Annotated in this window: 21 protein-coding genes; 9 read left to right on the top strand and 12 right to left on the bottom strand. The window is 70.3% G+C overall.

The window, feature by feature from the left end; genetic code table 11:
• Nucleotide 1: 1 nt before the first annotated feature.
• Entirely contained in the window at nucleotides 2-1,186 is a 1,185-nt protein-coding gene (locus PIQ37_RS14725) for a muconate/chloromuconate family cycloisomerase (protein WP_342074018.1), read from the bottom strand.
• A gap of 144 nt (nucleotides 1,187-1,330) precedes the next feature.
• On the opposite strand from PIQ37_RS14725, the gene PIQ37_RS14720 reads away from it, so the two are divergent.
• Together PIQ37_RS14720 and PIQ37_RS14715 are read left to right on the top strand one after the other, a co-directional pair.
• The gene (locus tag PIQ37_RS14720) at nucleotides 1,331-2,260 is read left to right on the top strand and encodes a LysR family transcriptional regulator (RefSeq protein ID WP_342074017.1); all 930 of its coding nucleotides are present in this window, start codon (nucleotides 1,331-1,333) and stop codon (nucleotides 2,258-2,260) included.
• 16 nt (nucleotides 2,261-2,276) lie between these two features.
• Nucleotides 2,277-2,843, top strand: coding sequence for a DUF1415 domain-containing protein (locus PIQ37_RS14715; RefSeq protein ID WP_342074016.1), 567 nt, complete (start codon nucleotides 2,277-2,279; stop codon nucleotides 2,841-2,843).
• Between the two features lie 82 nt (nucleotides 2,844-2,925).
• Here PIQ37_RS14715 and PIQ37_RS14710 read toward each other — a convergent pair whose 3' ends face one another.
• Together PIQ37_RS14710 and PIQ37_RS14705 are read right to left on the bottom strand one after the other, a co-directional pair.
• Entirely contained in the window at nucleotides 2,926-3,633 is a 708-nt protein-coding gene (locus PIQ37_RS14710) for a pseudouridine synthase (protein WP_342074015.1), read from the bottom strand.
• Nucleotides 3,630-4,700 carry a class I SAM-dependent methyltransferase gene (locus tag PIQ37_RS14705; RefSeq protein ID WP_342074014.1) on the bottom strand — a complete coding sequence of 357 codons (1,071 nt, stop codon included), beginning with the start codon at nucleotides 4,698-4,700 and terminating at the stop codon, nucleotides 3,630-3,632. Before PIQ37_RS14705 ends, PIQ37_RS14710 begins: the two co-directional genes overlap by 4 nt.
• Nucleotides 4,701-4,844: 144 nt before the next feature.
• Between PIQ37_RS14705 and PIQ37_RS14700 the strand changes: the two genes are divergently transcribed.
• Nucleotides 4,845-5,108, top strand: coding sequence for a hypothetical protein (locus PIQ37_RS14700; RefSeq protein WP_017908770.1), 264 nt, complete (start codon nucleotides 4,845-4,847; stop codon nucleotides 5,106-5,108).
• Nucleotides 5,109-5,583: 475 nt separating this feature from the next.
• Here PIQ37_RS14700 and PIQ37_RS14695 read toward each other — a convergent pair whose 3' ends face one another.
• The 5 genes from PIQ37_RS14695 to PIQ37_RS14675 form a co-directional block, all read right to left on the bottom strand.
• Entirely contained in the window at nucleotides 5,584-6,918 is a 1,335-nt protein-coding gene (locus tag PIQ37_RS14695; RefSeq protein ID WP_342074013.1) for a PQQ-dependent sugar dehydrogenase, read from the bottom strand.
• A gap of 74 nt (nucleotides 6,919-6,992) precedes the next feature.
• On the bottom strand, nucleotides 6,993-7,313 hold the full coding sequence (locus PIQ37_RS14690) for a DUF3247 family protein (RefSeq protein ID WP_342074012.1): 321 nt from the start codon (nucleotides 7,311-7,313) through the stop codon (nucleotides 6,993-6,995).
• Between the two features lie 68 nt (nucleotides 7,314-7,381).
• Entirely contained in the window at nucleotides 7,382-9,382 is a 2,001-nt protein-coding gene (locus tag PIQ37_RS14685) for a PAS domain-containing hybrid sensor histidine kinase/response regulator (protein ID WP_017914947.1), read from the bottom strand.
• A gap of 164 nt (nucleotides 9,383-9,546) precedes the next feature.
• Nucleotides 9,547-9,795 carry a hypothetical protein gene (locus tag PIQ37_RS14680; RefSeq protein ID WP_342074011.1) on the bottom strand — a complete coding sequence of 83 codons (249 nt, stop codon included), beginning with the start codon at nucleotides 9,793-9,795 and terminating at the stop codon, nucleotides 9,547-9,549.
• Between the two features lie 19 nt (nucleotides 9,796-9,814).
• Complete coding sequence (locus PIQ37_RS14675) at nucleotides 9,815-10,285, bottom strand: hypothetical protein (RefSeq protein WP_342074010.1); 471 nt, start codon at nucleotides 10,283-10,285, stop codon at nucleotides 9,815-9,817.
• A gap of 192 nt (nucleotides 10,286-10,477) precedes the next feature.
• On the opposite strand from PIQ37_RS14675, the gene PIQ37_RS14670 reads away from it, so the two are divergent.
• On the top strand, nucleotides 10,478-11,050 hold the full coding sequence (locus PIQ37_RS14670) for a DUF3016 domain-containing protein (protein WP_150411046.1): 573 nt from the start codon (nucleotides 10,478-10,480) through the stop codon (nucleotides 11,048-11,050).
• Between the two features lie 47 nt (nucleotides 11,051-11,097).
• Here the strand turns inward: PIQ37_RS14670 and alr are convergent, their stop codons facing one another.
• Both alr and PIQ37_RS14660 read right to left on the bottom strand, forming a co-directional pair.
• Nucleotides 11,098-12,171 carry an alanine racemase gene (gene alr / locus PIQ37_RS14665; RefSeq protein WP_342074009.1) on the bottom strand — a complete coding sequence of 358 codons (1,074 nt, stop codon included), beginning with the start codon at nucleotides 12,169-12,171 and terminating at the stop codon, nucleotides 11,098-11,100.
• The gene (locus PIQ37_RS14660) at nucleotides 12,150-13,457 is read right to left on the bottom strand and encodes a D-amino acid dehydrogenase (protein WP_017908763.1); all 1,308 of its coding nucleotides are present in this window, start codon (nucleotides 13,455-13,457) and stop codon (nucleotides 12,150-12,152) included. Before PIQ37_RS14660 ends, alr begins: the two co-directional genes overlap by 22 nt.
• 136 nt (nucleotides 13,458-13,593) lie before the next feature.
• On the opposite strand from PIQ37_RS14660, the gene PIQ37_RS14655 reads away from it, so the two are divergent.
• A complete protein-coding gene (locus PIQ37_RS14655; RefSeq protein WP_017908762.1) occupies nucleotides 13,594-14,073 on the top strand; it encodes an Lrp/AsnC ligand binding domain-containing protein in 480 nt (159 codons plus the stop codon).
• Nucleotides 14,074-14,094: 21 nt separating this feature from the next.
• Here PIQ37_RS14655 and PIQ37_RS14650 read toward each other — a convergent pair whose 3' ends face one another.
• Nucleotides 14,095-14,475 (bottom strand): baeRF12 domain-containing protein, encoded by a 381-nt coding sequence (locus PIQ37_RS14650; protein WP_017914941.1) that lies wholly within the window; start codon nucleotides 14,473-14,475, stop codon nucleotides 14,095-14,097.
• 121 nt (nucleotides 14,476-14,596) lie between these two features.
• Nucleotides 14,597-15,043, bottom strand: coding sequence for a hypothetical protein (locus PIQ37_RS14645; RefSeq protein WP_342074008.1), 447 nt, complete (start codon nucleotides 15,041-15,043; stop codon nucleotides 14,597-14,599).
• Nucleotides 15,044-15,180: 137 nt separating this feature from the next.
• Between PIQ37_RS14645 and msrB the strand changes: the two genes are divergently transcribed.
• The 4 genes from msrB to motB all read left to right on the top strand — a co-directional run bounded on the left by msrB (nucleotide 15,181) and on the right by motB (nucleotide 18,264).
• Nucleotides 15,181-15,645: a peptide-methionine (R)-S-oxide reductase MsrB gene (gene msrB / locus PIQ37_RS14640; RefSeq protein ID WP_017912901.1), complete on the top strand. Its 465-nt coding sequence runs from the start codon at nucleotides 15,181-15,183 to the stop codon at nucleotides 15,643-15,645.
• Between the two features lie 65 nt (nucleotides 15,646-15,710).
• Nucleotides 15,711-16,088 (top strand): MliC family protein, encoded by a 378-nt coding sequence (locus PIQ37_RS14635; protein WP_342074007.1) that lies wholly within the window; start codon nucleotides 15,711-15,713, stop codon nucleotides 16,086-16,088.
• Nucleotides 16,089-16,202: 114 nt separating this feature from the next.
• A complete protein-coding gene (gene motA / locus PIQ37_RS14630) occupies nucleotides 16,203-17,057 on the top strand; it encodes a flagellar motor stator protein MotA (RefSeq protein ID WP_017908926.1) in 855 nt (284 codons plus the stop codon).
• A gap of 7 nt (nucleotides 17,058-17,064) precedes the next feature.
• Complete coding sequence (gene motB, locus PIQ37_RS14625; protein ID WP_342074006.1) at nucleotides 17,065-18,264, top strand: flagellar motor protein MotB; 1,200 nt, start codon at nucleotides 17,065-17,067, stop codon at nucleotides 18,262-18,264.
• Nucleotides 18,265-18,363 lie beyond the last annotated feature (99 nt).

Below are 18,363 nucleotides of genomic sequence, written 5' to 3'. Positions count from 1 at the left end.
GTCAGTCCTCCGCGGTGGCGCTGACCGCCACCACGCTGCGGCCGCGATCGCGGCGGAAGGCCTGCACCTGCGCCTCGTCCAGCGCGATGCCCAGGCCGGGGCCGGTGGGCAACTGCAGGTGGAAATCGGCGTAGCGCAGCGGCTCGGTCAGCAGGTGCTCGGTGAGCAGCAGCGGCCCGAACAGTTCGGTGCCCCACTGCAGTTGCGGGAAGGTGGCGAACACCTGCGCCGAGGCGATGGTGCCGATCGGCCCTTCCAGCATGGTGCCGCCGTACAGGCCGATGCCGGCCGCCTCGGCGATGGCGGCGACCTTCTGCGCGGCGATCGGCCCGCCGGACGGCTCGATCTTCACTGCGAACACGTCGGCCGCCGGTGCCCGCGCGGCCAGGAACGCGCTCTCCGGCCCGGCCAGGATCTCGTCGGCCATCAACGCCAGCGGGAAGCGCTGCATCAGCCGCTGCATCGCCTCGCGCGAGGCCACAGGCTGCTCGACCAGCTCGCAGCCGGCATCGGCCAGCGCCGGCAGCGCGCGCACCGCCTCGGCCTCGCTCCACGCCATGTTGACGTCGACCCGCACCGCGGCGCGCGCACCCAGCGCACGCTTGATCGCGGCCACGTGGGCGATGTCCTCGGCCGGCGGCCGCGCGCCGATCTTTAGCTTGAACACCTGGTGCCGGCGCTGGTCCAGCAGTTGCTCGGCCTCGGCGATGTCGCGCGCGGTGTCGCCCGAGGCCAGGGTCCAGGCCACCGGCAGGCGCTCGCGCAGGCGCCCCCCCAGCAACTCGGACAGCGGCAGGCCGACGCGCTTGCCCTGCGCGTCCAGCAGCGCGGTCTCCACCGCGCACTTGGCGAAATGGTTGCCCTTGACCTGCTTGCCGATACGCTGCATCAGCGCCTGCACGGCGGTGGCGTCGGCGCCGGCCAGCAGCGGCGCCAGGTAGCGGTCGATCGCCAGCTTCATGCCTTCCGGGCTTTCCGCGCCGTAGGCCAGGCCGCCGATGGTGGTGCCTTCGCCCAGGCCGACCACGCCATCGGAGCAGTGCAGGCGCACCAGCATCAGGGTCTGCCCCTGCATGGTCGCCACCGACAGGCGGTGCGGGCGGATGGTCGGCAGGTCGAGCAGCAGGGTCTCGACACGTTCGACGGTGGGGGCGGTACGGCGGGTGGGGGTCGGCAACGGGTCCATGCGGGCCACACTGCTCCGGCCGCGTGGCCACGTCCAAGACTCTATCGGTCTCCTTCCATACCTTTTTGGTATTTTGTCCGCGCGAACCGCTTCATCTCTGACTTTACTGCGGCGCAACATACTTCGAACGAGCACGGACTCCCAATGGACCTGCGCCAACTCCGCTACTTCGTCGCCGTCGCCCGCGAGCGCAACTTCACCCGCGCCGCCGAGCTGCTGCACATCGCGCAGCCGCCGCTGAGCCGGCAGATCCAGCAGTTGGAGGAGCAACTGGGCACGCGGCTGATCGTGCGCAGCAGCCGCCCGCTGCGGCTGACCGACGCCGGCAAGCTGTTCTACGAGGAAGCGCTGCAGGTGCTGGGCCGGGTCGAGCAGATGCAGGACGCCGCGCGTCGGCTCGGCCGTAGCGAGCAGCGCGTGTTCGCCATCGGCTTCGTCGCCTCCGCGCTGTATGGCGGCCTGCCGATGCTGGTACGGCGGCTGCGCCAGCAGCGCCCGGACCTGGACATCCGCCTGCTGGAACTGATGTCCGGCGAACAAATCGAGGCGCTGAAGACCGGCCGCATCGACCTGGGCATCGGCCGCATCCGCCACGACGACGACACGGTGGAGCGCTTCGTGTTGCGCGAGGAACGTCTGGTGGTCGCGCTGCCGATGGAGCATCCGCTGGCCGCCTCCGACACCCCGCTGACGCCCGACGCGCTCACTGCGCAGCGCCTGATCGTCTACCCCAGCCAGCCGCGGCCGAGCTTCGCCGACCAGGTGCTGTCGCTGCTGCGCGACCGCGGCGTCCGTCCGCTGGCGGTGCAAGAAGTGCGCGAACTGCAGACCGCGCTGGGCCTGGTTGCCGCGGAAATGGGCCTGTGCGTCATCCCGGCCTCGGTGCGGGTGCTGCGTCGCGACCTGCACTACCGCCTGCTCGACGACGCCCACGCCACCTCGCCGATCATCCTTAGCCATCGCCGCAACGACGGCTCCGATCTGCTGCCGCTGATCAAGCAGCTGATTCGCCAGATGTACGCGGAAACGCCGGCGTGGCTGGACACCGCCTACAATCGCCTGCACCTTCCCTAGGCGATTTCCGCGACCGATGCACGACGAGACTCCTGGCGACGCGCCCGACTACCTGGGCGACACCCGCCGCTGGCTGGAACGCGCGGTGATCGGCCTGAACCTGTGCCCCTTCGCCAAGGCGGTGCACGTCAAGCAGCAGATCCGCTACGTGCTCAGCGACGCCAGTACGCCCGAGGCGCTGCTCGAACAGTTGGCCGAGGAACTGGTGCTGCTGCGCGACACCCCGGCCGAGCAGATCGACACCACGCTGATCGTGCACCCGGACGTGCTGCAGGAGTTCCTCGACTACAACGATTTCCTCGACAACGCCGACGCCGCGGTCGAGGCACTGGATCTGCAGGGCGTGCTGCAGGTGGCCAGTTTCCATCCGCAGTACCAGTTCGCCGGCACCGCGCCGGACGACATCGGCAACTACACCAACCGCGCGCCCTACCCCACCCTGCACCTGCTGCGCGAGGACAGCGTGGAACGCGCAGTGGCCGCGTTCCCTGACGCGGACGTGATCGTCGAGCGCAATCTGCAGACCCTGGAGAAACTGGGGCTGGAGGGCTGGAAGCGGGCGGTTGAGAGTCGGGATTCGTGATTGGGGATTGGGGATTCGTAGAAGCGGGATTTGCGACGGTGCGTGGCGCCACGCGTTTTTGCCAATCCCTAATCCCGACTCCCTAATCCCGGCCCTCAAACAGCACCGCCACGTCCGCCGCCTCCAGCACCCGCCACTGCCCCGAGGGCAGATCGTCCAGGCCGAAGCCGCCGATGCGGCTGCGGTGCAGCGCGGCCACGTGGTTGCCGACGGCGGCGAACATGCGCCGCACCTGGTGGTAGCGACCTTCGTGCAGGGCCACGCGCACCTGGCGCGGCCCCAGCGTCTCCAGTTGCACCGGCAGCAGCGGCGTGGTCTCGCCGTCGAGCATCAACGTGCCGCTGGCGAACTGCGCGACCTCGTCGCCGCGCAGATCCTCGGCCAGGGTGGCCTCGTAGACCTTGGCCAGCCGCGCCTTGGGCGAGACGATGCGATGCAGCAGCGCGCCGTCGTCGGTCATCAGCAGCAGGCCGCTGGTGTCGCGGTCCAGCCGCCCCACCGTGGACAGCAGCGGCGAGCGCAGGCGGAAGCGCGGCGGCAGCAGGTCGTAGACGATGCGTCCCGGATCCTTGGTCGAGCAGGTGTAGCCGACCGGCTTGTGCAGCGCCAGGATCAGCCCGGGCGGCGGGTCCAGCGGCTCGCCGTCGACCCGGATCGCCGCGTGCGGCACCTGGTCGTCGGCATACAGCACCTCGCCCTCGGCGTCGGTGATGCGGCCCTCGCGGAACATCAGCGCCACCTGCTTGCGGCTGCCGTAGCCCAGGTTGGCCAGGTGCTTGACCAGCTTCATCGGCGCGCTCCAGCGCGGCTGCGCACCGCATGGATCAGCTTGAAGCCGTCGCGGGTGGCGAGCACCTCGGTCTCCCCGAAACTGGCATCGAGCACCGCCTCGTAGGGCAGATGGCGGTTGGCGACCAGGAACAGCCGCCCGCCGGGCGCCAGCGCCTGCGCCGCCACCGCGATGAAGCGCCGGCCGATGTCCGGCCGCTCCATCCGCCCCGGCGCATGGAACGGCGGATTGCTGACGATGACGTCGTACTGCCCCGGCAGTCCGGTGGTCACGTCGTGCCAGTGGAAGCCCAGCGTCGTCCCGGCCGGCGCCTGCGCCAGGTTGGCGCGCGCCAGCGCCAGCGCGCGTGCGTCGGCCTCGAACAGGTCCAGCGCGGTCAGTTGCGGGCAGCGCGCCAGCAGTTCGGCCGACAGGTAGCCGTAGCCGGCGCCGAGATCGGCGGCACGGCCGCGCAGCTCGGCCGGCAGGTGCTCGGCCAGCAGCGCCGAGGCCGGGTCGATGCGATCCCAGGCGAACACGCCCGGGCGGCTATGGAAGCGCCCGTCCAGGATCGGCCGCACCGTATCCAGCTTCGCCCAGCGCTGCTGCAGCGCGGCGTCGTGGCCACCCTGCAGCGGCGCGGTCCAGTACACCCGGCAGTGGTGCTTGGTCAGCTTGCCGCCGAGTCCGGCCAGTTGCTGCAGGTCGTCCTCGCCGGAGCGCGCGCCCTCGTTGTTGGCCTGGCAGGCCACCACCACGCCGCCCGGCGCGGCCAGCGCCACGGCGCGCGCCAGCAGCGCCCGCGCTTCCTCGCGCTGGCGCGGCGGCAGCACCAGCACCAGCGCGTAGCCGCCGGCGTCGGCGGTGCCGTCCTGCTCGGCGCGCACGGTCCAGCCGCCCTGCTGCAGCGCGCTGGCGAACGGCCGGTAGTCCTGCTCGCAGACCAGTTGCGGCGGCTGCGCGTGCTGGCGCAGCGCCCAGCCGTCGCGGGCGCGCAGGAACAGCACCTTGCCGGCAGGCCAGCGCAGCACGCCCTGGGCGAACGGCAGGAACAGGGTGTCGAGGGGGGCGTCTTGCGCAGCCGGCATCGGGCGTGAGTCATCGGAACAGGGACGCGCATTCTACCGGCAGTGCGCCGCGACCCCGGTTTTGCGCGAATCCAACGCATCATTGATGTTCCGGCAACATCGCCGCGCCTAGGCTGCAAGGCACCCAATGACCGGAGAGGCAGCATGCGCGCAGTGTTCATCGGCGGCGTCGTCGACAACAGCGAAGTGGACCTGGATGGCAGCCAGCCGCCGTTGCACTACCCGGAGAACACCGGCACCGGGCGTCCGCGCTACCGCCTGCACCAGCGCGGCGCACGCGACGACGGCAGCGTGGTCTATGCCGTCTACGCCGCCCCGGAGCTGGGCGATACCGAAGTGGAGCGCGTCTTCAACGAACGCGGCTACGCCCGCCGTTTCGGCGTGGAGCCCGCGCCTGTGGAGCACTGACGCCGGGCTTTCGGCTCGACCAATCAACATGCAGGAGCGGCATCGGCCGCGACTGGGCCTTGCCAGGCATCCCGGTTGCGGCTGATGCCGCTCCTACGCGTCATCAGAGATCGATTTGCACTCGCGCCGATATCGCGAAATTTTCAGCTGCAGCAAATCAGGCCGACTTCCAGGAAGCGGCTGCGGCCGTGGTTTTTCCTGTAAGGCCCGTCGCGGCTGAAGCCGCTCCTACGGGTGCTTGCGCATGTTTTTCGAAGCACGCGGCCGCTCGCAATGGGATGCTCGGTGCAGCAGTCCTGGGGGCACGTGCCACACCTTCCGCAATGGCCGTTTGTAGGAGCGGCTTCAGCCGCGATCGGACTTCACCATGAAGCCCACGCCGCGGCCATCGATCCCGCATCGCGACCAGGAATCCCGCGCGGCGGCCGAAGTCACTCCTACGATCGATCCGGAAACACGCCGCTAACCAGGCCGCTCACTTGCCCGGCTTCGGCGTCACCCGCCACACCACATTGCCGACGTCGTCGGCAACCAGCAGCGCGCCGGGCTTGTCCACCGCCACGCCGACCGGGCGGCCCTGGGCGCGGCCCTCGGCGTCGAGGAAGCCGGTCAGCACGTCCTGCGGCTTGCCGCTGGGCTTGCCGTTGGCGAAGGGCACGTAGATCACCTTGTAGCCCGACGGCGGGTCGCGATTCCAGGAGCCGTGCTGGCCGATGAAGGCGCCGCCGCGGTAGGACTGCGGCAGCAGCGCACCCTCGTAGAAGGCCAGACCCAGCGAGGCGGTATGCGCGCCCAGCGCGTAGTCCGGCTTGATGGCGCTGGCCACCATCTCCGGGTTCTGCGGCTGCACGCGCTCGTCCACGTGCTGGCCGTAGTAGCTGTACGGCCAGCCGTAGAAGCCTCCCTCGCGCACCGAGGTCAGATAATCCGGCACCAGGTCGCTGCCGATCTCGTCGCGTTCGTTGACCACGGTCCACAGCGTGTCGGTGCCGGGCTGCCAGGCCAGGCCGACCGGATTGCGCAGGCCGCTGGCGAACACGCGGGTGGCGCCGCTGGCGGCGTCCACTTCCAGGATCGCGGCGCGGTTGAGTTCCTGCTCCATGCCGTTCTCGGCGACGTTGCTGTTGGAGCCGACGCCCACGTACAGCTTCTTGCCGTCGCGGCTGGCCAGCAGGCTCTTGGTCCAGTGGTGATTGATGCCGCCGGGCAGGTTGGCGACGAAGCTCGGCGCGGCGGTGATCTGGGTGTCGCCGTCCTTGTACGGGAAGCTGACCAGGGCATCGGCATTGGCGATGTACAGGCGGTCGCCGACCAGGGCCATGCCGAACGGCGAATACAGGCCCTTGAGGAACTGCGTGCGCACCTCGGCGACGCCGTCGCCGTCGGCGTCGCGCAACAGGGTGATGCGGTTGGCGCTGGGCACGGCGGCGCCGGCCTTGGCCATCATCGCGCCCTGGATCTTGTCGCGCAGGCCGCTGCTCTCCTTTTCAGGTGCCGGCGGCTCGGCGGTCTCGGCGACCAGCACGTCGCCGTTGGGCAGCACGTACAGCCAGCGCGGATGGTCCAGGTCGCGGGCGAAGGCCTGCACCGCCAGGTCGGCGGCCGGCACCGGCGCAGCGCCATCGGCCCAGCGCTTGACCTCGGCGACCTTGACCGTGGGGATCATGCGCTTGACCGGATCGGGCAACACCGGATCCGGTCCCATGCCCTCCTCGATGGAGTGCTTGGCGGTGTCGCCGCAGGCGGCGAGCAGGGCGGCACTGAGCGCACACAACACCCAACGGGCGCGAATCGGCGAAGACATGGCCATGTGTCTTGGATATCCGGGAACACGGGGGAAGGCCGATGATGCACAGCCCCGCCGCGGAAAAAGTGAAAGATGCGTCAAGAGGCGTCGCCGCGCGGATCGGTGTCCCAGGGCCGCGCCGGCAACTGGCGCACGCTGCGGATTTCGTCCAGCCACAGGTAGCGGTGCTGGGCCGGATCGTCGAGGTCGTCGATGCGCACCTGCGCATTGCTGCCCTCGTTGCCATCGGCGTCGCGGAACTGCTGGATGCTGGGCCGTACCGACACGGTGCCGAAGCACACGCTGCCGTCGTTCAATTCGATGCGCACATGCGCCTGCCCGGGCAGTTGCAGGATCAACGCTTCCAGCGCCTGGATCTGCGCCTGGTCGGTGTGGATACGCTGGGCAAACTGGGTCATCTGCGGACTCCTGAGGGGGAACCGCAGCACCCTAGCGCCGGCCGCGTGAGCCGGCGGGCAAGACCGCGCTAGCGCTGCCGCGCGAAGCGCACCGCCGAGACCAGCTGCGCCACGCTGTACGGCTTGGCCAGGTGTTCCTGGAAGCCGGACTGCAGCGCGCGCTGGCGATCGTCGGCACGTGCCAGCGCAGTCACCGCAACCGCCGGCAGTTCGTCCGCGCCCAGGCCCATGTTCTCGCGCACGGTGCGGATGAGCCCGTAGCCATCCATGCCCGGCATACCGATGTCGGTGACCATCACGTCGATCGCCGCATGACCGCCGCCGTCGAGCACCTCCAGCGCCTCGCTGGCCGAGCCCACCGCGACCACCTCCGCGCCCTGCTCCTCGAGCAGGCGCCGCAGGTAGTCGAGCATGTCCGGCTGGTCTTCCACCGCCAACAGGCGCACGCCCTTGAGCGAATACGCCTCGACCACCTGTTCGGCCATCGCGAACGCGCGCACTTCGCGCAGCGGGCGCGAGCCCGGCGCATCGCGGTGCAGCGGCAGGCGCACGGTGAAGACCGAGCCGCAGCCGCGACCTTCGCTAGCCGCACTGATCTGGCCGCCATGCATTTCCACCAGTTGCTGCACGATCGCCAGGCCCAGGCCGAGGCCGCCGTGCAGACGCGTGGTGGTGCTGTCGGCCTGACGGAAGCGGCCGAACAGATGCGGCAGGAACTCCGGCGGAATGCCGTCGCCGGAATCGCGCACGGCCACGCTGACGTGCTCGCCATCGTCGTCGAGCGCGATCGCCAGGGCGATGCGCCCGTGCGCGGGCGTGAACTTGATCGCGTTGGACAGCAGGTTCCAGAACACCTGCTGCAGGCGCGTGGCGTCGCCCAGCACCATGCACGGCTGCGACGGCGCCTGCAGGGTCAGCGCCTGGTCCTTGCCTTCGGCCACCGGCTCCTGCGCGCGCATCGCCTCGCGCACCTGCTCGGCCAGGTCCAGCGCCTCCACTTCCAGCTGCACCTTGCCCAGCAGCATGCTGCTCAGATCGAGCATGTCCGAGATCAGCCGCTGCTGCGCGCGCGCGCTGCTGGCGATGACCGACAGGCCCTTGCTGCTCGGATCGCCCGGCGGCAGCCGCTGCAGCAGCAGGTCGCTCCAGCCGAGGATGGTGGTCAGCGGCGTGCGCAGTTCGTGCGACAGCGTCGCCAGGAACTCGTCCTTCAGCCGCGCCATGCTCTCGGCGGCGTTGCGTGCGCTGCGCTCGGATTCCAGCAGTTGCTCGCGCGCCAGTTCGATGTCGCGGCGTTCGGTGACGTCCGGGCTGCTGCCGGCCAGGCCGATGAACTGGCCCTCGGCGGAATAGCGCGGCACCGCGGTCATTTCCACCCAGCGCCACTCGCCATCGTGGCGGCGCGCGCGCACCAGCGCGCGCAGGTTGCGCTGGTCGTGCAGCGCGTTGCGCAACTCGTAGGCGAACACGCCCACGTCTTCCGGATGCAGCACGTCGCCCCAGCCCGGGCGCGCAGCATCGGTATCCAGATCGATGCCGAAGAATTCGGCATAGGCGGTATTGGTGAAGCGCAGTTCGCCCTGGGCGTCCAGCACCCACACCGGCATCGGCAGGCCCTCGGCCAGCGCGCTGAAGCGCGCCTCGCTCTCGGCCAGGTCGCGCTCCATCCGCTTGCGCTCGGTGATGTCGAGGAACTGCACGGCGACCTGGCGCAGTTCGGGCGCGCCGACACGGAACGAATCCACCGCCCACCAGCGATCGAGCGCGGTGGCGAAGTTCTCGAACTTGTCCGGACGACCGCTCAGCGCCACCGCGCCGTAGCGCTGGAACCAGTGCTCCTCGTGGGTCGGCGAGATCTCGCGCATGCGCCGCCCGACCACGTCGCGCAGGCCGGTCTCGCGCTCGAAGGCCGGATTGACCTGCAGGAACACGTAATCGACCGCGCGCTCGCCCTCGAACAGCATCTGGATCACGCAGAAGCCGGAATCGATCTTGTCGAAGATCTCGCGATACTGCAGGTCCGTCGCCTGCGCGAACGAGGAAGCGGTGGAGTCTGGACTGGCATGCATGACGGACTAGCTCTGGAAGCGGCCTACGGCAACGGATGAAGACGGTAACCGGCATCCGCGGCGCAACAACAAGGCGCCAGGAGCGGCAAGGCGTAAACCCCCATCTTGTTAAGCCACTCCGCCGCCGTCAAGCCAGCGCCTGTGCCGCGCCTTCCCGAACGCGGTCACCAGAAGAACGCGATCACCAGCACGATGCCCAGCAGCGACAGACCGATGCCGGCGAGCACCATCCACTGGGTCAGGCGCGCGCTGCGCAAGGCCTGCTCTTCCAGCCAGCGCTCGGCTTCCTCGCGCCATGGCAGCGGCGGCGAGGATGCCAGCAACTGCTGCACGCGCGCCGGCCCCAGCTGCCGGCATTGCCGACGGCATTCTTCGGGAACCACGGATCGCTCGGGGGCGCTGACGACGGACATGACGAAGTTCCTGAATTGCTCAGCCGAGCGTGAAACGCGGCGCGTCGCCGGCGAGCTCGTGCTCCACCGCCATCCGCGCCAGGCGGGTGTAGTTGGCGCGCGGGCCGGCACCGCGGCCGACGATCAGGCCCAGGTATTCCAGGCCGGTCCACACCCGCGCCTTCCACTCCACGCCGTCTTCGGCCAGCACCAGGGTCAGCGTGTAGCGGAAGCTCTGCCCCTGCGGGCTGCGGTAGTGGTAGCTGGGCGGGAACTGCACGGCCACGTCCTGCGCCTCGCCGAGCGAGACCAGGTAGCGCCGCAGCAGATGGCGTACGTCGTCGCCGGGGTTGAGCCGCAACTGCCGCGCCGCCTCGTCCAGGTTGGCCTGGTGTTCGACGAACGCCGCCGCGCCGCTGGCCGGGCTGTGCCCGTGGCGCTTGGCCCAGTCGATGAACTGCAGGCGCACATCGCTGCCGCTGTGGGCCTGGTGGAACAACGGCGTCTTCATGCGATCCCCGCATCCTCCGAGTGGCATCCATGCTCGCGCGCGCACCGTGAAGCAGGCGGCGAGGCGATGTGAGCCGCCCGTCACGCCGGAGCGGATGAATCGGCGGTCAACGGTCGTCGCCGCATGCCTCGCCGCGATTGCGGGCACGCCGGCACAGGCACACACTGGACGCACGCCTCCTGGAGATCCGCCATGAAGATCCGCTATGCCTGGACGGCGCTGGCGCTTGCCTGCCTGTGGGCGGGCGGCGCCTCCGCCGAGATCCGCAATGTCACCGACCCGCAGGCGCCGCGCAGCCTCGTCAGCGACGGCCCGGTGCAGGTCAGCTGGGCCGACCCGTCCACCTTCAGCGAACTGCGGCAGAGCCGCAATCGCTGGGAAGCCGAACGCGGCGACTGGGTACAGGACCTGGCCGCCTACCTGCAGAAGCAGGCCGCCAAGCAACTGCAGCCCGGCCAGCGCCTGGACATCAAGCTGACCGACATCAAGCGCGCCGGCGACTTCGAGCCGTGGCACGGCCCGAACTGGAACGACGTGCGGGTGATGCGCGACCTGTACCCGCCGCGGATCAGCCTCGACTTCACCCTGTACGGCGCCGATGGCCAAGTGATCGCGCAGGGCCAGCCGAAACTGATGGACCCCAGCTACCTGTACAACAGCTCGGTCGGCCTGAGCACCGATCCGCTGCGCTACGAAAAGCGCATGCTCGACGACTGGCTGCGCCGCCAGTTCCGCAACAAGGACAGCGCGGTCGCCGAGCGCTGAGGCCGCACGCGCGGCGCCGGCATCGCGCCGGCGCCGTCAGCCATGGATCAACCGCCCAGATAGGTGCGCGGCGCGCGCTTGAGGCCGCACAGCAAGCGGTAGGCGCTGGAACTGCAGCGCCCGGCCAGCGCGTCGATGCGCGGCTGTTCGCCCCACAACTGCACCTCGCTGCCGAGCCCGGCCTGCGGGTGGTCGGTCAGGTCCACGGTCAGCATGTCCATCGACACGCGCCCGATCAGCTCGCCGGGCGCGCCGTCGATCAGCACCGGGGTGCCGTTGGGCGCGAACTGCGGATAGCCGTCGGCATAGCCGATCGCCACCACGCCCACCCGGGTCGGGCGCGCCGCGACGAAGCGCGCGCCGTAGCCGACCGGCTCGCCCGGCGCGATAGTGCGCACCGAGATGATCCTGGACTGCAGGGTCATCACCGGGCGCAGCTCGCCGGGCAGCGCGGCCGCGGCGGCGAACGGGTCGGCGCCGTACAGCATCAGTCCCGGCCGTCCCCAGTCGTTGCGCAGCTCCGGCCAGCCGAGCAGGGCCGGCGAGTTGCACAGGCTGGTCTCGCCGGCCAGGCCGGCGGTGGCCTGGCGGAACACCTCCACCTGCTCGCGGGTGCGCGCGCTGTCCAGTTCGTCGGCGCGGGCGAAGTGGCTCATCAGCACCAGCCGCTCGACCTGCGGCAACGCGCTCAGGCGCGCGTGCGCGGCGCGGAACTCCTCCGGCGCCAGGCCCAGCCGGTGCATGCCGCTGTCCAGCTTCAGCCACAGGCACAGCGGCTGCGGCGCGGCAAAGGCGGCGATCGCCTCCACCTGCCAGGGCGAGGCCACCGCGCACCACAGCCGGTGTTCGGCGACCAGCGGCAGTTCGTCGGCGTCGAAGATGCCTTCCAGCAGCAGGATCGGCGCGGCGATGCCGGCCTGGCGCAGTTCCAGCGCCTCCTCGATGCAGGCCACCGCGAAGCCGTCGGCCTCGCCGTCCAGCGCGCGCGCGCAGGCCACCGCGCCGTGCCCGTAGGCATCGGCCTTGACCACCGCCAGCGCCTTGCCGCCGCTCAGCCGGCGGGCCAGGCGGTAGTTGTGGCGCAGCGCGTCGAGATCGATCAATGCACGGGCTGGGCGCACGCGACGGCCTCGGCGACGGACGCGGCGGAACCGCGGGAATAACGGAAGATGTCCAGGCCCTCGCCGCTGATCTGCGGCTGCCGCGAGACCATCAGGTCGGCCAGGTAGCGGCCCGAACCGCAGGCCATGGTCCAGCCCAGCGTGCCGTGGCCGGTGTTGAGGAACAGGTTGCGGTAGCCGGTGGCGCCGACCACCGGCGTGCCGTCCGGGGTGGCCGGGCGCAGCCCGGTCCAGAACTCGGCCGCGGCGAGGTCGCCGCCGCGCGGGTACAGGTCGTTGACCACCTTCTCCAGCGTGGCGCGGCGCCGTGCCGGCCGCGACAGGTCGAAACCGGCCAGTTCGGCCATGCCGCCGACGCGAATGCGCGCGTCGAAGCGGGTGATCGCCACCTTGTAGCTCTCGTCGAGGATGGTGGAGGTCGGCGCCAGCGCCGCGTCGCGGATCGGCAGGGTCAGCGAATAGCCCTTCAGCGGATACACCGGCAGGCGGATGCCCAGCGGCGCCAGCAGGCCGGGCGAATAGCTGCCCAGCGCGACCACGTAGCGGTCGGCCCGCTCCACCCGCCCGCCGATGCGCACGCCATCGATGCGGTCGCCATCGGCCTGCAGGGCCTCGATGGTCTCGCCCTGGCGGAACTGCACGCCGGCCGCGGCGGCCATCGCCGCCAGGCGCTGGGTGAACAGGCGGCAGTCGCCGGTCTGGTCGTTGGGCAGGCGCAGCGCGCCGACCAGGGTCGCCGGTGCGCTGGCCAGGGCCGGCTCGACCCGGGCGATGCCGGCGCGGTCCAGCAGCTCGTAGGGCACGCCGTACTCGCGCAGCACCTCGATGTCCTTGGCCGCGCCGTCCAGTTGCTGCTGGGTGCGGAACAACTGGGTGGTGCCGAGCTGGCGGCCTTCGTAGGCGATGCCGGTCTCGGCACGCAACTGGTCCAGGCAGTCGCGGCTGTATTCGGACAGGCGCACCATCCGCGCCTTGTTGATCGCATAGCGCTCGGCGGTGCAGTTGCGCAGCATCTGCGCCAGCCACAGGTACTGCTGCAGGTCGGCGGTCGGCGTGATCGCCAGCGGCGCATGGCGCTGGAACAGCCATTTCAGCGCCTTCAGCGGCACCCCGGGCGCCGCCCAGGGCGAGGCGTAACCGGGCGAGACCTGGCCGGCATTGGCATAACTGGTCTCCAGCCCGGCCGCCGGCTGGCGGTCGACCACCGTCACCTCGCAGCCGCTGCGGGCCAGATACCACGCCGTGGCCGTGCCGATCACACCGCTGCCGAGAACCAGAACCCGCATGCGCCTACTCCGTTCGGATCAATTCCCTGGCTGGATGGCGCCAGGGCAGAAGTTCGATGCAGTATAGGCAGCGCAACCCAGGATTTTCCCCTGACTTCAGCCGGCCTGACAGGCCAAACCCCTGAGACCGCCCCGCATGGCCGCACGCCTCCGCGAACTGGACAAGATCGACCGCAAGATCCTGCGCATCCTGCAGCAGGAAGGGCGCATCTCCTTCACCGAACTGGGCGAGCGGGTGGGCCTGTCCACCACCCCGTGTACCGAGCGGGTGCGCCGGCTGGAACGCGACGGCGCCATCACCGGCTACTACGCACGGCTGGACCCGCATTACCTCAAGGCCAGCCTGCTGGTGTTCGTGGAGATCAGCCTGGCCTACAAGTCCGGCGACATCTTCGAGGAGTTCCGCCGCGCCGCGCTGAAGCTGCCCAACGTGCTCGAATGCCACCTGGTCTCGGGCGATTTCGACTACCTGCTCAAGGCCCGCATCAGCGAGATGGCGTCCTACCGCAAGCTGCTGGGCAGCACCCTGCTGACCCTGCCGCATGTGCGCGAGTCCAAGAGCTACATCGTGATGGAGGAAGTGAAGGAAACGCTCAGCCTGCCGATCGCCGACTGAGCGCTCCGCGCGAAGAGCGGGTCAGGAGACCAGCAGCTTCTCGAGGTCGTCGCGCGAGGAATTGGCGTGGTTCTTGGCCAGTTCGGCCACCACCCGCTTCTGGACCTCCTTGTGCAGCAGCGGCCGCAACTGGCCCAGCGTGTGCGGGTCGGCGACCAGCATCAGGTGCTCGACATCGCCGCGCAACGCGTCCTGGTACAGGCGCTCGGCGATCTGACGCACGAACCCGGCTTCATCCATGGTCATCGGCCGGTCGCCGTCCTCCACGCCCTCGATCGGCGTCGGGTTCAGCACTTCGGTCTGCTCCAGCAGCGCGGTCTCGCCCGCCAGATTGACCCGGAACAGGCGCGCGCTGGTGCGGTCGGCGACGACGATCAGGGTGTTGTCGGGAAGCTTGCTCATCGGTTCTCCTGCGAAACATGGCGCCGCGGCAATCGCGGCCGGTGCGCCAGTCTAGGAACCGATTCGTGAGGATAGCGGCCACGCGGCGTTCGCCGCGCGTTCGCCGCCGGGGCGCAGGCGCTCAGTCCTGGATGCGGACCCCGTCGCCGCTGGGCACGGTGTCGTAGTAACGGCCGGTGCGGGTATCCAGCGCGCGGTTCGGCCCCACCTGCATCGCCCCGGGCACCAGCTGGCCGCGGCGGTCGTAGAGGCGGACCGGGCGGCGCGCGGACGGGTCGGCGACCGCGGCGGCCGGTACCGCCGGACTGGCCGGGCGCGCGTGCCGGGTCTTTCCTTGCGGCCGGTCGTCCAAGCTGGAGGGCACCGGCGCGGCCTTGGGAGCGGTCGTCGAGGCCGGCGGACGCTCGTCGAGACGGCTGGCCACCGCGGGCGCTGGCGGCGGCGCGGACTGCAAGGCGTTGGCGTCGCGATCGCTGGCCGGTGCGCCGGGGACTGGCTGAAAATGCTGCGCGGCGGCAAGCGCCGGCGCGAGCAGGGCGATGGCAACGCAGGGCAGCAGGCGGTTCACGGTGGCTCCGTCGACGGGCCGCAAGAGAGCGTTCCACGCTAGCGCATCGCCAACGCCGCGTCGACGCGGCGCGGCGCGCTTGATCCACCCCGTACAGCCCTCATGTTGTTTTCCCCTCTTCCGCCACGGGCCCCGCCATGAGCCGATTCGACCTCACGCCTCCCACCGCTGCCGAGCGCGAGCAGTTGATCGGCGGACTGAACGCTGAGGAACGCCGGGTGCTGCTGCAGCACGGCACCGAAGCGCCGTTCTGCGGCGTGTTCCTGGACAACAAGCTGGAGGGCGTCTACACCTGCCGGATGTGCGGGCTGCCGCTGTTCCGCTCCAGCGCCAAGTTCGATTCCGGCACCGGCTGGCCGAGCTTCTTCGCGCCCTACCACCCCGACCACGTGCGCGAGATACGCGACACCAGCCACGGCATGATCCGCACCGAGATCGTCTGCGCCCGCTGCGACAGCCATCTCGGCCACGTGTTTCCGGACGGCCCGCCGCCGAGCGGCGAGCGCCACTGCCTGAATTCGGTGTCGCTGCAGTTCACCGAACAGGGCCAGGCGCTGCCCAACCCGCTGCACCGCGGCGGCGGCGAGACCGAACCGGCCTGATTCCGGCGCAGCCGCGCCGTCACAGGGAGACCACCGGTATGCATCGAACCCCGTTGCTTCCCCTTTTGCTCCTGCCACTGGCTCTGGGCGCCTGCCAGCGCAGCCCCACCCCGCCGCCGGCGCAGGCCGCGCCGGTCGCCGCCGCGCCGTCGCCCGCCAGCGCGCCCGGCCTGCAGGCCGATGCCCTGCCCATGCAGTGGCGCTGCGGCGAGGAACTGGTGCAGGCCGCCGCCGATCCGGCGCGCGAGCGCCTGGCCCTGCAGGTGCGCGGCACCCGCCTGGACATGCAGCGCACCGATGCCGGCGGCGCCACCGGCGCGCGCTACACCGACGCCCTGGGCAATACCTTCTGGCAGTCGCAGCCGGACCAGGCCACGCTGACCCTGGCCGGCCTGGGCGAGACCCTCAAATGCGTCCGCCACGACAGCGGCATGACCGGCTGAACACCGGCGCTGGCGCGGCCGCCGCCAAAAACCCGGCACAGTTCACACCTTCAGAATGGCGCGGCGGGGCCGACATCTAGAGCGTCCCCGCTCCGGCCCGCAGGCTGCCCCGCCATGCTCATCATCGTTGGCTTCATCGTCGTCATCATCAGCGTGGTCGGCGGCTACGTGCTGTCGCACGGCAAACTCGGCGCGCTGTGGCAGCCCTACGAGCTGATGATCATCGGTGGCGCGGCGCTGGGCGCGTTCCTGGTCAGCACCCCGGGCAAGATCGTCAAGGCGACGCTCTCCGGCGTGCTGGGCGTGTTCAAGGGCCCGCAGTACAAGGCCGACGACTACCGCAGCACCCTGACCCTGATCTACGAACTGCTGAACAAGGCGCGCCGCGACGGCTTCATGGCCCTGGAAGACCACGTCGAGCGCCCGGCCGACAGCGCGATCTTCGGCAACTACCCCAAGGTGCTGGCCGACCACCACCTGCTCGACTTCATCACCGACTGCCTGCGCCTGATGATCGGCAGCAACATCGAGCCGCACGAACTGGAACCGCTGCTGGAGCTGGAGCTGGAGAAGCACCACCACGAGGCGATGGCGCCGGCGCATGCGCTGAGCAAGGTGTCCGACGGCCTGCCCGGTTTCGGCATCGTCGCCGCGGTGCTGGGCATCGTCATCACCATGGGCTCGATCGGCGGCCCGATCGAGGAGATCGGCCACCACGTCGGCGCGGCGCTGGTCGGCACCTTCCTCGGCATCCTGCTGGCCTACGGCTTCGTCGCGCCGCTGTCGGCGGCGATGGAAGCGCGCGCCGAGCAGGACAGCCGCATCTTCGAATCGGTGAAGACCGCGCTGCTGGCCTGCCTGCGCGGCTACAACCCGAAGATCGCCCTCGAATTCGCGCGCAAGACCCTGCCGACCGACGTGCGGCCGAGCTTCGCCGACTTCGAATCGCATCTGAAGACGATCAAGTAACGCGGTCATGGCCGAGACCAAATCCACCGTCGTCATCCGCCGGGTCAAGAAGGTCCAGGGCGGCGGCCACCACGGCGGCGCGTGGAAGGTGGCCTATGCCGACTTCGTGACCGCGATGATGGCGTTCTTCCTGGTGCTGTGGCTGGTCGCGGCGACCACCAAGGAACAGCGCGCGGCGATCGCCGAATACTTCCGCAATCCCAGCCCGCTGGCCGGCAAGAGCCCGGCGCCGAGCCCCGGCATGGCCGGTCCCGGCGGCGCCAGCACCTCGATGATCAAGCTCGGTGGCGCCGGCGAGATGCAGCGCGGCAACAACAAGGATCCGTTCGGCAGCAAGAGCCTGAAGGGCGACGACAACAGCAAGAGCAGCCAGCGCGAGAAGGAAAAGGAGCGCCTGGAAACGCTGATGCAGGAGCTGAAGCAGGCCATCGACAAGAGCCAGGCGCTGGAGCCGTTCAAGGACCAGCTGCTGCTGGACCTGACCCCGGACGGCCTGCGCATCCAAATCGTGGACAAGGAAAACCGGCCGATGTTCGACCTCGGCAGCGCGGTGCTCAAGCCCTACACCCGCGGCATCCTCCACGAGCTGTCCGGCTTCATCAACCAGGTGCCCAACCACATCAGCATCACCGGCCACACCGACGTCACCCAGTACAGCGGCAAGAACGGCTACAGCAACTGGGAGCTGAGCGCGGACCGCGCCAACGCGGCGCGCCGCGAGCTGGTCGCCGGCGGCATGGGCGAGGACAAGGTCTCGCGCGTGGTCGGGCTGTCCTCCTCGGTGCTGTTCGACAAGCAGGTGCCGAACAATCCGATCAACCGCCGCATCAGCATCGTGGTGATGACCAAGGATGCCGAGGACGCCGCCACCGCCGACGGCGACCATAGCGTCGCCCTGGGCACGGTGCAGCCCGACGCCGACACCAAGGTGCCGGACCTGAGCGCCGCAGCGACGGAAGCGGCCGCCACGCCGGCCGCCGGCAAGGGCGAGCCCGCGGCGGCGCCTGCCACCAGCAACGGCGCTGCCCCGGCGGCGCCGGCCGCGACGCCGGGCAAGGCCTCGGTGCAGATCGCCGAGCCGCGCACGACCTCGCCGGAAGCCGCGGCCGCCGCCGCGCGCGATGCCTTGCGCAGCATCAACGGCAGCGCACCGGTGGCGAGCACCGCCGCTCCCGGCGGGACCGCGGCAGCGACCAACACGCGCTGACCGCGGCGCCACCGCGCGTGCCGCCGGCGGCCGCGCAGGCGTGGGCGACGACCGCGCCGCGCCGGCCCGGCGGGACCACACACGGCGCGGCGCTTACAA

Origin of the sequence: Xanthomonas protegens (assembly GCF_038442435.1) — a bacterium.
GTDB lineage: Bacteria > Pseudomonadota > Gammaproteobacteria > Xanthomonadales > Xanthomonadaceae > Xanthomonas_A > Xanthomonas_A sontii.
The sequence above is the reverse complement of the archived record's forward strand: the minus strand, read 5'-3'. Positions and strand labels throughout refer to the sequence as shown.

Bases quoted from the DNA above. Each gene is read 5' to 3' on its own strand.
- PIQ37_RS14725 (WP_342074018.1), bottom strand. From the start codon at position 1,186: ATGGACCCGTTGCCGACCCCCACCCGCCGTACCGCCCCCACCGTCGAA.
- PIQ37_RS14720 (WP_342074017.1), top strand. From the start codon at position 1,331: ATGGACCTGCGCCAACTCCGCTACTTCGTCGCCGTCGCCCGCGAGCGC.
- PIQ37_RS14715 (WP_342074016.1), top strand. From the start codon at position 2,277: ATGCACGACGAGACTCCTGGCGACGCGCCCGACTACCTGGGCGACACC.
- PIQ37_RS14710 (WP_342074015.1), bottom strand. From the start codon at position 3,633: ATGAAGCTGGTCAAGCACCTGGCCAACCTGGGCTACGGCAGCCGCAAG.
- PIQ37_RS14705 (WP_342074014.1), bottom strand. From the start codon at position 4,700: ATGCCGGCTGCGCAAGACGCCCCCCTCGACACCCTGTTCCTGCCGTTC.
- PIQ37_RS14700 (WP_017908770.1), top strand. From the start codon at position 4,845: ATGCGCGCAGTGTTCATCGGCGGCGTCGTCGACAACAGCGAAGTGGAC.
- PIQ37_RS14695 (WP_342074013.1), bottom strand. From the start codon at position 6,918: ATGGCCATGTCTTCGCCGATTCGCGCCCGTTGGGTGTTGTGTGCGCTC.
- PIQ37_RS14690 (WP_342074012.1), bottom strand. From the start codon at position 7,313: ATGACCCAGTTTGCCCAGCGTATCCACACCGACCAGGCGCAGATCCAG.
- PIQ37_RS14685 (WP_017914947.1), bottom strand. From the start codon at position 9,382: ATGCATGCCAGTCCAGACTCCACCGCTTCCTCGTTCGCGCAGGCGACG.
- PIQ37_RS14680 (WP_342074011.1), bottom strand. From the start codon at position 9,795: ATGTCCGTCGTCAGCGCCCCCGAGCGATCCGTGGTTCCCGAAGAATGC.
- PIQ37_RS14675 (WP_342074010.1), bottom strand. From the start codon at position 10,285: ATGAAGACGCCGTTGTTCCACCAGGCCCACAGCGGCAGCGATGTGCGC.
- PIQ37_RS14670 (WP_150411046.1), top strand. From the start codon at position 10,478: ATGAAGATCCGCTATGCCTGGACGGCGCTGGCGCTTGCCTGCCTGTGG.
- PIQ37_RS14660 (WP_017908763.1), bottom strand. From the start codon at position 13,457: ATGCGGGTTCTGGTTCTCGGCAGCGGTGTGATCGGCACGGCCACGGCG.
- PIQ37_RS14655 (WP_017908762.1), top strand. From the start codon at position 13,594: ATGGCCGCACGCCTCCGCGAACTGGACAAGATCGACCGCAAGATCCTG.
- PIQ37_RS14650 (WP_017914941.1), bottom strand. From the start codon at position 14,475: ATGAGCAAGCTTCCCGACAACACCCTGATCGTCGTCGCCGACCGCACC.
- msrB (WP_017912901.1), top strand. From the start codon at position 15,181: ATGAGCCGATTCGACCTCACGCCTCCCACCGCTGCCGAGCGCGAGCAG.
- motA (WP_017908926.1), top strand. From the start codon at position 16,203: ATGCTCATCATCGTTGGCTTCATCGTCGTCATCATCAGCGTGGTCGGC.
- motB (WP_342074006.1), top strand. From the start codon at position 17,065: ATGGCCGAGACCAAATCCACCGTCGTCATCCGCCGGGTCAAGAAGGTC.